11 protein-coding genes are annotated in these 12,903 nt (G+C 42.1%); 3 read left to right on the plus strand and 8 right to left on the minus strand.

Translation table 11 applies throughout. The annotated features are described in order from the left end of the window. Positions 1-22: 22 nt before the first annotated feature. Positions 23-1,453 (plus strand): EAL domain-containing protein, encoded by a 1,431-nt coding sequence (locus tag OCV50_RS22140; RefSeq protein ID WP_261905402.1) that lies wholly within the window; start codon positions 23-25, stop codon positions 1,451-1,453. An 86-nt stretch (positions 1,454-1,539) separates the two neighbouring features. Here the strand turns inward: OCV50_RS22140 and OCV50_RS22145 are convergent, their stop codons facing one another. Next, a complete protein-coding gene (locus OCV50_RS22145) occupies positions 1,540-1,935 on the minus strand; it encodes a DUF2391 family protein (protein WP_261905403.1) in 396 nt (131 codons plus the stop codon). 176 nt (positions 1,936-2,111) lie between these two features. Between OCV50_RS22145 and OCV50_RS22150 the strand changes: the two genes are divergently transcribed. Next, positions 2,112-3,107: a zinc transporter ZntB gene (locus OCV50_RS22150; RefSeq protein ID WP_261905404.1), complete on the plus strand. Its 996-nt coding sequence runs from the start codon at positions 2,112-2,114 to the stop codon at positions 3,105-3,107. 153 nt (positions 3,108-3,260) lie between these two features. Here the strand turns inward: OCV50_RS22150 and OCV50_RS22155 are convergent, their stop codons facing one another. After that, positions 3,261-3,854 (minus strand): type II secretion system protein, encoded by a 594-nt coding sequence (locus OCV50_RS22155; RefSeq protein WP_261905405.1) that lies wholly within the window; start codon positions 3,852-3,854, stop codon positions 3,261-3,263. Between the two features lie 192 nt (positions 3,855-4,046). Here OCV50_RS22155 and OCV50_RS22160 point away from each other — a divergent pair, with 192 nt between their 5' ends. Next, positions 4,047-4,913 (plus strand): PhzF family phenazine biosynthesis protein, encoded by an 867-nt coding sequence (locus tag OCV50_RS22160; RefSeq protein ID WP_261905406.1) that lies wholly within the window; start codon positions 4,047-4,049, stop codon positions 4,911-4,913. A 393-nt stretch (positions 4,914-5,306) separates the two neighbouring features. On the opposite strand, the gene OCV50_RS22165 is transcribed toward OCV50_RS22160, so the two are convergent. From OCV50_RS22165 to OCV50_RS22190, 6 genes are all read right to left on the minus strand, one after another. Next, positions 5,307-6,503 carry a carbohydrate porin gene (locus OCV50_RS22165; protein ID WP_390905183.1) on the minus strand — a complete coding sequence of 399 codons (1,197 nt, stop codon included), beginning with the start codon at positions 6,501-6,503 and terminating at the stop codon, positions 5,307-5,309. A gap of 198 nt (positions 6,504-6,701) precedes the next feature. Next, positions 6,702-7,247 (minus strand): DUF3299 domain-containing protein, encoded by a 546-nt coding sequence (locus OCV50_RS22170; protein ID WP_261905408.1) that lies wholly within the window; start codon positions 7,245-7,247, stop codon positions 6,702-6,704. A 157-nt stretch (positions 7,248-7,404) separates the two neighbouring features. After that, on the minus strand, positions 7,405-8,772 hold the full coding sequence (locus OCV50_RS22175; protein ID WP_261905409.1) for a metal-dependent hydrolase family protein: 1,368 nt from the start codon (positions 8,770-8,772) through the stop codon (positions 7,405-7,407). A gap of 190 nt (positions 8,773-8,962) precedes the next feature. Further along, positions 8,963-9,976 (minus strand): helix-turn-helix domain-containing protein, encoded by a 1,014-nt coding sequence (locus tag OCV50_RS22180; RefSeq protein WP_261905410.1) that lies wholly within the window; start codon positions 9,974-9,976, stop codon positions 8,963-8,965. 151 nt (positions 9,977-10,127) lie between these two features. Then, positions 10,128-11,564, minus strand: coding sequence for an amidohydrolase family protein (locus tag OCV50_RS22185; RefSeq protein WP_261905411.1), 1,437 nt, complete (start codon positions 11,562-11,564; stop codon positions 10,128-10,130). A 301-nt stretch (positions 11,565-11,865) separates the two neighbouring features. After that, positions 11,866-12,900 carry a methionine synthase gene (locus OCV50_RS22190; RefSeq protein ID WP_261905412.1) on the minus strand — a complete coding sequence of 345 codons (1,035 nt, stop codon included), beginning with the start codon at positions 12,898-12,900 and terminating at the stop codon, positions 11,866-11,868. Between the last annotated feature and the right edge of the window lie 3 nt (positions 12,901-12,903).

Below are 12,903 nucleotides of genomic sequence, written 5' to 3' on the forward strand. Positions count from 1 at the left end.
TTTTCTTACTTGAGTATGACGTATGGATATTGAAACCATCCCACTTTCTCCAATTACAACCGGCGTGACAGCGATTATTCTTGGTGTTGTCATCATCGCGACTCTCTACAATGCTCGCCAAAGTAAGAAGCATAATTACGCACTGAACCGATTAGAGCGCGAGAAACATAAATTAGAACAAGCTCGGTTCATATGCGAAGAGAGTAACATTCCTAATATTAATTATATTCAACAAAAAATGGCGAACCTTGAGGCCAAAAAAGGTGAAGTGTACTACACCGCTCATGTTATCTGCGTAGGGCGTAACGGAGATTTCTATCAATATTTTGATCAACAGACGTCGATGAAGATTAAGCAAAAGCTACATAGTCAATTAAGCGGTGACTTAAAGCCTAGCTTGATTGGACTCTATGATGATCGATATATCGTGATGATCTTTGTATCTGATGCTCCCCTGAACAACAAGCTTCAGGTCGAACATCAACAGAAAGTGAGGGCTGCATTGCCGAACCAAATGGTTATTAATGGTAAGAAAATGCCGTTTGACTACTCGGTAACGACGCTACACTTTTCCAGTGCTTATGATATCGCTAAACCAGATCGTTTGTTTAGACGCATTAGCTATGGGATCTTACGTGCCATTCAGAACCAGGATGGATTGTACATCCACAGTGAAAAGGATTATCAAAAGAATTTACGTAAACGCCATATGCTTCAAGACTTACAAAGAGATATTCGTGATGGTGGGGCTAACTTCGAGCTCGCTTATCAACCTATTGTACATAGTATGAATCATAACAAAGAGTGTATTCGCGAAGTTTTGCTGGTATGGCGTAAACGTGGACATATTGAGCCAGAAAACTATATGTCGTTGCTCAGTGATACCCCACATATTCATTACTCTTTGACTCTTATGATTATTAGGAAAGTCATTGAATTAGCGAAAAAAGATAATGAAGGGCAAGGGGATTTTAGTATCAACATTGCTATGTCTGACCTTGCGATGACCTCATTTTATAACGATATTTTCAGCTTAACTAAACGTTGCCCAGAAGTTCGTAAAAAGTTGATTTTTGAGTTGGTTGAACATAGTGAAGCGATTTTGCAGAAGCATGTACTAGACAACCTTCAAAGTTTGAAACGCTTGGGCTGTCGCTTCGCGATAGATGATTTTGGCTCAGGCTATACGAACTATGAACTTTTAAATAAAGGGCTTTTTGATGTAGTAAAGCTGGACGGAAGTTTTGCTATGAATATGGGGAAGAACCCTGTCAGCTATGAATTTTTGAGATTTATGTTTCGCTTGTCTGAGCAAGTTAATTTTACGTTAGTGGTATGCGGCATAGAAGAAAAATTACAGGCTAAATACGTGCCTAAAAAGTCTCATGTATGTTTGCAAGGTTTACATTTTTCGCATCCCAAAAAGCTGGTTAATACATTAAGAGTTTCATAAAACTATTATAATTTTTGAGTACTTGAAGCAAGATAAGGTATTAATATCTCGCTTCGGACTGTGAGAGTAAGTTGTTTAGACTATATTCATTCCTTATCAAATCCATCAACAATAATAGCGCCCATTGATGCTGGCATAGCGATGACAATGACGCGCTTTAACGCGACCAACGGAGAATCAAGCACTGGTAACTTGTCAATGCACAGCAAAACTAAAGCAACGACCATTATTGTTAATACGTAAGCAATCGCGATACGCGATATAAACTCCGTCACTCTACCGCTGATATTCCTTTGGTAAACGCTCTCAAAGGCATAAATTGACAAAAACACACACGACAGAAGAAAAAGTAAAGTGAGGTTCGTTGTTGGCAAACTTTCACCCAACAACCAAGCCTCTTCAGAAAATGAAATTGGCACGGCGAGAGCAAAGGCGCCAACAAAAATCTGCCCTGCATCCTCAAGGTTGAAGCTCTTTGACACGAGGCCTCCTAGCCAATATTACGTGCATTGGTCGAATTAATAGTCTAATACGGTGTCGCTACATTTTTGAGAGTATATAGCAGAAAAACTAACTATGTTTAGTATACAGTAAGAATCTGTTAGTGCTTCTGTAACTGCCTAAAACTGATGAATTTTCATTCTTAACGAGGATAAACATGTCTCAATTTGGCTATGCAAAAAATGCTCCTAAGGGCCTTATACATGCAATGGTGTTAGATGGTGCCGGAGGTGGTGATTTAATCGATTGGGAGCAGGTTAATGACTTTGAAAGTGACCAATCGGGGCTATGGTTGCATTTTGATTATAGTGAACCTGAAGCTCAACAATGGATTCAAAACTGTAGTGGTTTGAATGAAATTGCTGTTGACGGTTTGATCAATCCAGACAATCGTCCGCATGTTCTTACTCGGGTAAATAATTTGCTTCTTATCTTAAGAGGAGTGAATTTGAACGAAGGAGCGAATCCCGAAGATATGGTGTCCGTTAGAATTTGGACTAATGGCAAAATATTGATTAGCACGAGGAAGAGAGTTCTAACCTCAACACAAGATATTTTGGCGAGTCTAGAAAACCATTCGGGTCCCTTATCTGCAGGAGAGTTGCTAGTTCAGTGGACTGACCGAGTGGTCGCGAGGATGAACGATACGATTAACTTCTTAGAAGACAATGCATCAGAGATTGAAGAAGCGCTGTTCGTTGATGAGCCGAGTCAATTACGTTCGAAACTACTCAAGAATAGGCAGCAGTGCATTGGTATTAGACGATATATCGCTCCACAAAGAGAAGCATTAAACAAGCTCGCCACCGAACCATTACATTGGTTGAGTGATATTGATCGTATGGCGTTACGTAGCATCGCGGATAGGCAGATCCGTTATGTGGAAGACATCGATACTATTAAAGAACGCACCAATATGGTCAAGGAGGAGCTTCTGAGTAGGGTGTCTGAAGAGCTTAATAATCGCAGTTTTGTTTTAACCGTTGTGGCAGCCATTTTTCTTCCATTAGGCTTTTTCACTGGCTTGATGGGAGTTAATGTCGGAGGAATGCCAGGTATCGAAAATGAACTCGCTTTTTGGTTTGTTGTGGGTATTTGTATTGGCTGCACGGGCCTACTGGGAGCTTACTTCTACTTTAAGAAATGGTTTTAGGTGCGCGAGTATTTTCAAGTGCCCATTTTGAACTGCGAACGATCAAGTTTTCTTTAACCGCTTTCATTGAAAGCTAACAGGGAGTCGTAAGTAGTATAATGCATTATAACTAAATTTCTATATTCCAATTGAGCTATCCAAAGACAAAGTGAATCATTCTGGCAAAGGATAATCGTCACCAATTTTACACACTAGGCTCCCCACAATAGCTTTTTCAAATCGAATGGTACCTTCGGCATCTGAATCAGCCATATTCATCTCACCATCAATCATGTGGTTGATTTCCTGAGCCGCTCCGAGTGGTACTAACCAGATACAAGCCGCTAATGAACATGCCTCAGATGAAGGTTGGCAGCCCGTTTCAGAGCTTCCTCTCACCCATGAGCTGTCTTTTTCTTTTAGCAAGATCTGTGTCGCGATATAGTCAGGATGACTAATGTACTGGTCCCCCCCGATCCAAGTATCTTCGAAGGGTAGGTATGGACCTTGCCACGTGGATAATCCTGGGTTCTCGATAAGGTTGTTGATATTCAAATAACCAAAGTTAGCGTCAGTATCTAAAGTGATAGGTGGCAAACCACCATTGTCGACGGCATATTGGTGCGTTGCATCTAATACTTGGTCAAGGTAGTGGATGATGAGCTTTGTTTCTTCAGTCTCAGACGCATTGGAACTGAACGCTTGGCAACCGAGTAGACTAGCCACGATCAAAGCAGTGCTGGCTACTGCTATTTTCAATTTTGTCATTCGAACTAAAGGCACAATTAAAATCCTGGTATTTGTAAAGCTGTGGCGAAAGAGGGAGAGATATTCAGAGCGGTGAATTTATATCAGAACATACTTAAAATTGTCACAAATTTGTAATTAAACGGCGTATTTGCACTTAGTTTACTTTGCCAGTAAGTTATTCATCATTGGTAAACAAGGTACTCAGGGCTGATGGATAAGATAGAGGTATTTTTAGTAAACGCGTTTACAAAGGACGGAGGTGGGGGAAATCCGGCTGGTGTCGTTTTGAATGGCGGTCGTCTCAACGATGAGGATAAGCTACACATCGCTCAGATTATCGGTTACTCAGAGACAGCGTTTGTAAGTAGAGATGTAGAAGTGGACTTTGAAGTCTCTTTCTTTACTACCACTGGCGAGGTGGATTTTTGTGGACATGCGACGTTGGCTACATTTTCTGTATTACATCAGAAAGGTTTTATCGCCGACGGTCAATATCGCCAGAGAACCAAATCAGGGGTATTACCTGTATCGGTCAACGCTCTGGGTGAGGTCACCATGGATCAGGCTTTACCAACGTTTGGGCGTATTTTTTCTAATTCCGAAATGTCTGGTTTAATTCGCCTCGAAGAACAAGCATTGGAGTCTATAAGCTTTCCAGCGCAGGTGGTATCGACCGGTTTACCTGACCTTATTATTCAAGTGCCTAAAGGATATCAAGACAAGTTAAACATAGACGAAGCCAAGTTGATTGAATTCTCTAAAGAGTACGAGTTAGTTGGCGCTCATGTGTTTGAGTTATCCGAGGACACCGAAGTAACCGCAAGTTGTCGCAACTTTGCACCTTTGTTTGGTATCTCAGAAGAGTCTGCGACGGGAAGCGCAAGTGGCGCTCTTGCTTGTTATCTAGATAAGTATTTGGCGCTCGAACATTCACGTTCATTTGTTTTTGAGCAAGGCCGAGCCATGGGTAGCTTGTCTCAGATCTTCGCTTCAGTAGAATCAAACGAACATGGCGTTCAACGAGTTAAAGTTAGCGGTGTCGCGAATGTCATGGGCTCAAAGATTGTTAGTCTATAAGGCTTAGAATCACGACGTTTTGCTTGGATAGATAATGTAAAAATGTTGCTGTTCAAGAATGCTCAGCATTCGCTGAACAACAACATTTATGGTTATTATCTATTTTATGGTAAATAAGCACTTTGGTTAAATAACTTCAATATCACGTAGTAAGACTAAGATTGAAGTAAGGCAGGGTATTTAGATAAAACTCTGCCTTATTTATAACGCCTTTGATTTAACATAATGTACGTAATACGAAGTCGGCCTGTTATAACAAAGCGAAAATGTCCTAATATCATCGAAGTTAAAATGGCGCTTTATCTAGCTTTGAATTATTGTGGTTTGTGCTAAAGAACAGTTAAATATGCCAGTTAACAACGAATAATATAGAAACCTGTCGCTGTATTTATATTAGATAAAGACTCGTGCTCTCACACCGAACACCCATGTACTGCTCTCACTAGAGAACGCTGGGTCTTTGATATATTGAATATCTGGTGTTATTTGCAGATGATCACCAAACTGCATGTTGTAGTAGATCTCCGCAGTCCACTGTTCGGTGTTACCGCTAATGGCTTTGGCTCCGGCTTCAAAAGATTCACCATTCACTTCAGCCCAGTTAACCGCGACGCCAAGGTTATTTGTCGCCTTGCCTAATCCAAAGTAACCCAAACCAACCGAAAGTGATTTATCGTAGAGAGCAACATCACCTTCAGAGAACCCACCACGGACAAATGGCATTACTTGTGAAGTCATAAACTGACTCCAAGAGAAGTTGATACCTTTTCCTCCTTCAGCAGAAGCACTGTTACTATGCCTAGTATCGTCGCCAAAGTTCCACAAAGTAACATGGAAGTTATCCGTATAAATCTGCTCTTGTGACTTTGTCCAACCCAGTTCTAATGTCGTGAAATAGGAAGCATCGCTGCCAAACGCAGTATCGAATCCATCAAAGATATCATCTGACTTACCGTTTGCATCGGCAATGCCACCCACCACATAAAAGTTCTCACCAAGCATGTGACCCGCTGACAAGGCTAACACACCATCATCTGGAAGACCCATCGCCCCTGAGCCTGTTGAGAACGCTAAATTAGTAAAGCCAGACCACGGGCTAGCCAAAGCATAAACATCAGCATAGTTTGTGACATCTTGCCAGCCTACAATAATCGTACCCTTACCATCATTGATTTTTTGCTTCCAGTTTAGGTCTGTGACTCGAAAGCCTTGGTCGCTAAAAGCAGGACCAATCATTCCTACATATCCGATTTGGTCCGTTCCAATAAAACCAAATTCTTTAGGAGAAGTATCGCTATATGAATGACGATGCTCTATTTTCCATACCAAACTACCTGAGTTCTGAGTGTCCTTACCTAGTAGGTTCCACGATCCGTATAAACGAGCAACGCCTGATGAGGCATCGACGCTATCACCATTAGCCCCATCGTTTGAGGTTAGCCCTAAAGCGAAATAATCGGCACCAAATGTAAAACCATCCTCGGCGAGTTTTTCACGCCAATCTAGCTGCTGCTCTTTTTGTTGAGCAATGGTATTTTCTACTGAATCTGGGCTATCGAAATTGGCTGCCATAATTGGAGTTGCCAACATTGAGCTAATAACCGCAAGGCTAATCGTGGATAGTTTTGTATTCATTAATGATACTCTCATTCATCTGATTCCTTTCGATGATTTTAATGATCTAAACTTTGAAAAATGGCCATTTAACGACACTCGGAACAAGTTGTACTTTATGAACTGTCGTATGTTTTTGATTTAGTGTCCAATCTATTGGAAGCGCTAGATGAGCTAAAGGTAATCCTCTACTATCGTCGCTTTCATTGTGTAACCCATAGTGACATTGGTTTCACCATCAACTAAATACACATCATCCGAATGAAGCGATGAGTTGAACTTCCCTTCAACCCAAACAGGGTACTGAACCGTTTCAACCTTGAAACCTTCTGGGTAACTAACCCGAATAATCTGATTAGCAGGCGGAGGAGGCATATGGATACATGCTCCAGCAACTGGAACTAACAAAAATTCGGAAGCCACTAAGGGGCTAGAAAACTCTAGAGGCACTAAATACCCCGGAATACGAACATACTTTTCATCATAATCAGAAGTGGTTGTTTCAGCCGCTTTTTGTTCTTGTTGCATGTATTCAGTACGTAGTTCAAACAACTGCTCGAGATCGATGCCTTGTGCTTTGAACTGTGAATATATTTCCGAAATCCGAACTGAATTTTTTTCGTTAGTAACATTCATTAAGGTGTAAGCTTCTTGTACCGCAGCCCTCTGGTTATAATCTAGTATCGGCAGCTCGACTGTTCTAGGTACATGTGGTCTCAATTGCTTCCAATCTAACTCGATAACCTCATAGGCCGAGCTAGTTGAAGATATTAAACTGAGAAGAATTAAAAGTAGACGTGACAAACTTACTCTCCGGCGTACATCTAAATTAGGGGTGACAACGTTGAACGTTGAACACCCCACTCGTTGACTTAAATTACAGAATATTCTTGTAGATCACGCCATCCTTCATGATCAATACAATTGATTCTGGGCTTTCAGGACGTTTATCGGCACCAAACCACTTATCACCTGTTCCAACAACAGAGAAATCTTTAAGTGGATTGCCATCCAACAATAAGATATCTGCATATGCACCCACCTCAATCACTCCGAGTTTCGCCTCTGGGTAAGGGTTAGTAAAATCACCTGTCAGTTCTGCAATTTCACCACCAACGGACGTCATTGCTTTTAATGACTCAAACGCACCAAAAAAGTCGTAGTTCAGTTTCTTTTCATAGGCAATTTGTATATTACAAGCATCTACCGTACCTACGCAGTCAGTATGGAAACCGCGTTTAACTGGACACTTCTTCATATTAGGGATGTAGTCCTTGAAAGCCTCTGTAGCGGACTGAGCTTTACGTAAACTTGCAGGGACACTTTTAATCGCAGGAATGTCGAAAAGATTTGGATCAAATGCCGTTAAGTTGGTTGTGATAAATGCACCTTTCTCATTCATCTCGTCGGCAATTTCACAATCGAACATAAAACCATGTTCAATTGACATCACCCCAGCATCTAGCGCACTCATAATAGCTTCTTTTCGGTAAGAGTGAGCCATTACGTAACTTCCATAAGTATCAGCAACTTGAACTGCAGCTGCTACCTCTTCCGGTGAGCCAGATAGCAGTTGCCACGGGTCGAATGCCGAAACCACCCCACCAGACTGCATGTATTTCAACTGAGTTGCACCCATTCGAAAGTTGTTGCGCGAAAACTTCTTAACGTCAGCCACATCGTCCGCCTCTTGAGCCATATTGAGACGACTAAAGTTGGTTTCTACCCCAGGAGGCGCAGTATAATTTGCGAAATCAGCATGTCCGCCGCGCGCGCTTATAAACGCTCCCGATGGATAAAAACGAGGGCCTGCAATATTGCCAGAATCGATAGCTCTTCTTAGCCCGCCATTCGCTCCGCCAGCATCACGCACCGTAGTGAATCCTTGCATCAGATACATTTCTGCCATTTGAGTACCATGGATAGCAAAGTCTTCCCACGTAACATCGGCTTCCATCTTAGGTAGACTTGGCCCCATTAACATGAGGTGTGCATGGTTCTCTATAAAACCTGGCGTTAACGTTTTCCCATTTCCATCGATAACCGTCGCGTCGCCTGCTTCGATTGGCTGTGCTGAAATCTTGGTAATAAGATTGTTTTCAACCAATACATGGTGGTTTTCATAAAGTTTGTCTTCTGTACCGTTAAACACATCTACATTAGTAAAAAGTGTTGATGCTGCCGAAACAGAAAAAGCCGTGCTGACTGACACCGCTATCGTAGCCAACTTAATTGATTTCGCCATACTTTGTTCCTTTGTATGTTGTGATAATCCATATCCATCCAGAAAATTGTTCAATCAATTAATCAGCAATTAGTAGATTTGAACAATTAATTAGACCCAATCAATAAGTTAGTTGTGTTTTTTTATTTTATCCAGTATTGAGACTTGCCATTTGGCGACATAAAAATCAGCTATTCCAAACTTAAGTTTTTTAACGGTGTTTTCGTCGGTAATTGGACGGTGAACACCCAAAAATGCGCTTAAAAGAACGTGTGAAGTGCGCCGCATCTGAATATCCATAACGGTTGGCTATTTCAGTAATTGACTCTTTAGAATTGACAATGTGTTCTGAAGCCTGTTCAAAAACTAACTTTTCTACAAACTGCTTATAAATAATATTCTCGGCGCTTAGCTTACGTTGCAGAGTTCTTACATTCATTCTTAAGATATCAGCAGCAATTTTTATCGGCAGTTTACCCATAGAAAGGTATGGCTTAATTGCTAACGTAAACTGCTCAGTAAAACTTAACGACTCTAACTCTTCGGCAGTAAGTGGATGGGTAAAGGCCTTAATTGGCGCTGATATTTGAACTGGATCTAACAGAATGGCTTCTGGGATCTCTACGGCAGTTACCGGTCGTTCAATAAAGAACTGGGCTAATTCCAATGAAGGTAATTTACGGAACTCTTCAATATTGGGACTCTGAATGCCGATTCTCGCCGGTTTCCATTTGTCATTGCTCAACGCTCTCAGAAGTTCCGTCATAAAGAGCACAGAAAACATTTCTGCATATTTAAACCACGTTTCGTCCAAACCGGATTTTTGTCGCACTAACCACCATGTATTGCCAGCGTGTTCAAGGTACACATTCGCGCCAGTCGACTCGTGTTTTAATATCACACAGAACTGTTCTAATGCATCTTTGACTGTGGTTCGCTCTGATATCAACGATAAGAAACGAGGTATATAGGTTTCCTTACAGTTCCTAAGAAATAACCAGCCTAAAGAATCGTCAGAAAGGTGTTCGGACAACACCTCTAAGAAGTTCTTGAGGCTTGACTCCGGTAGATACTCATACTCAACATCTGTATGAATGTCATTGGGGATCGTCGCAGAACGCAATAATGCATAAGTTTTGCCATCGATTTCTTTAAACATTGAGGCGAAAAACTCAACGTTTTCACGAGAAACTAATGCGATGTCCTTATCTTGTTTTTTACTCATAAGTACTTCTAATCGTTGAAAACCCTAATGAGTGTTAGCAATTTGTGTTACTTGGTCAAATTATTTATACGCTTCGTTATCCGGTTCAAAAACAAAGAGTCCGGCTAAGTAAGCCGGACTTTGACTAATTTAGACCCGTTGCGTAAGACGCTCAAAGCGTATTCTTAAAGATCTTACCGTCTTTCATCACTAGGTCCATTTCTGTTAAGTGAGAACCATCTTTTTTGGCATCGTTCGCTTCACCAAACCAAGTATCGCGACCACCAATCAGAGTGATATCTTCCAATGGGTTACCGTCAATCAATACGATGTCAGCGTAAGCACCGACTTCGATAACACCCAGTTTTGCGTCTGAGTAAGGGTCGATCCACGGCTGCATAAGCTCTGCTGAGATACGGCCTGAAGTCGAAGTCATTGCACGTAGTGCCGAGAAGTTACCGAACATATCAGCGTTCAACCAAATCTCATGAGCAATCTGCTTAGCACAGATATCAGCAGTACCTACACAGTCCACATTGAAGGCACGACGGTCAAAACCTGCATCTTCAGCTGCTTTCATCTCTTTTTGATAAGTACCAAATGCCGCTTGTGCAGATGCAAGTTTTTTCTGAATCAGTGGGTCTTGTACCACTGGGATTGTCGCAATATCTGGTGAGAATGCCGTTAAGTTGGTCGCGATGAATGCACCTTCTTGGTTGAACTTCTCTGCCATATCCGCTTTAAACATAAAGCCATGCTCAATCGATTTGATACCTTGGTCAAGCGCTTGATGCATGCCCTCTTCAGAATATACGTGAGTTGCAACATAACTGCCGTACGACTCTGCAACAGCGACCGCTGCACGCACTTCCTCATCTAGGTATGAGTTATACTGCCAAGGGTCAAATTTCGACGATACACCACCCGATTGGAATACCTTAGTAAACTGACCACCTTGACGGTAGTTATATCTTGCCTGTGCTTTAATTTGATCAACACCGTTTGCGTTGCTCATGATATTTAGTAGCTCAAGGTTCTGGGGCGAATCTGTTAGACGGCGCGATTGCAAACCAACATCCGCATGAGAACCGATTGGAGCAACCGGTGCACCTGAAGCATAGATACGCGGCACTTCTTTCAAGCGTCTATCACGTTCCATGTCTGTCCAAGCACCATCAGCACCACCCACATCACGAATAGTTCCGAAGCCCATGTCTAGGTACATTTCAGCAAACTCTTGACCATGAATCGCGATTTCTGACCAGCGCATATCATTGGTACCCAATAAACCCTTAGGCAAGGTTAAGTGCATGTGCGCATCGATAAGGGCTGGCATCAACGTTCGGCCTTCGCCATCAATCACTTCCGCGTCTGTAGGGATATCTGCATTGCCCTTCGTGATAGCAGTAATTTTGTTGCCTGTTACCACAACCGAGTGGTTGTCATACAGTTTATTTTCAGTTCCGTTGAAAACATTCACATTCTTAAATACAACAACTTGAGGCGCTTCAACTGCCGTTGGTGCAGTTGCTGGAACAGGTGCTGGCGCTGCGAATGAATAAGTGGCGGTCATAGCTAATGAAGCAGCAATCAGTGTTTTCTTGAACATAAAATACTCTCTTAGTTAGTAGTGGTGCCCTGAAATCTGGCGCCATAATACCCACCCACTAAGAAGCTGAATTGCCATTTGATGACACTCAAGATAGAAGAGTTCATCTTATTAAAAGCGTTAAAAATGAAAAAAGGCACCTCGACGAGATGCCTTGTAGCTCATGTTCAACTTTAACTGCTGAAATCAGCAATAGCGTTCTATTGTAAACTCAATAAGTCTCTAACTTTGGTATTACGCTTGTGACCAAAGAAATATAATGAGGGGCTCATTAAAGTCCCGTTGCTAATTTACTTTTCGATTAGATACCAACTTCAAGTTCTTTTCGAACGATGGCGGCTCCGGCACTTAAAGCGTCCAACTTGGCATTGGCCACAGTGCGAGATAATGGTGCCATACCGCAGTTAGTGCATGGGTAAAGCTTGTCAGCGTCGACGTATTTGAGTGCAGTTCGTAAGGTCTCTGCTACTTCTTCTGGCGTCTCAATTTCATCGGTCGCTACATCGATTGCACCAACCATGACTTTCTTGCCGCGAATCAATTCAAGTAGTTCTACTGGAACATGCGAGTTGTGGCATTCCAAAGAGATGATGTCGATCTTCGACTTCTGTAACTTTGGAAATACCTCTTCATATTGGCGCCACTCTGAACCAAGTGTTTTTTTCCAATCAGTGTTCGCTTTAATACCGTAGCCGTAACAGATGTGGACAGCTGTTTCACACTTAAGGCCTTCAATCGCTCTTTCTAAGCAAGCAATACCCCAGTCATTCACCTCATCAAAGAATACGTTAAATGCCGGTTCGTCAAACTGGATAATGTCCACACCAGCCGCTTCTAACTCTTTCGCTTCTTGGTTCAAGATTTTAGCGAATTCCCACGCCAGTTTTTCACGGCTCTTGTAATGATCATCGTAAAGCGTGTCGATCATCGTCATTGGGCCGGGAAGCGCCCACTTGATCGGTTGTTTAGTCTGAGAGCGTAAGAATTTCGCATCTTCAACAAAAACAGGTTTTTGACGCGAAACCGGACCTACTACTGTAGGCACACTTGCATCATAACGATCGCGGATTTTAACGGTTTTTCTATTTTCGAAGTCAACACCACTTAAGTGCTCAATGAAAGTCGTCACAAAGTGTTGTCTTGTTTGTTCACCATCACTGACGATATCGACGCCGGCAAGTTCTTGAGATTGCAATGAGACACGTAAAGCATCTTGTTTGCCATCGTCCAGTTCGTTACCTTGTAACTTCCACGGTGACCACAACTTTTCTGGTTCAGCTAGCCATGAAGGTTTCGGTAGACTGCCTGCGGTAGAGGTTGGTAGTAGTTTTGACATATA

Source organism: Vibrio fortis (genome assembly GCF_024347475.1).
GTDB lineage: Bacteria > Pseudomonadota > Gammaproteobacteria > Enterobacterales > Vibrionaceae > Vibrio > Vibrio fortis.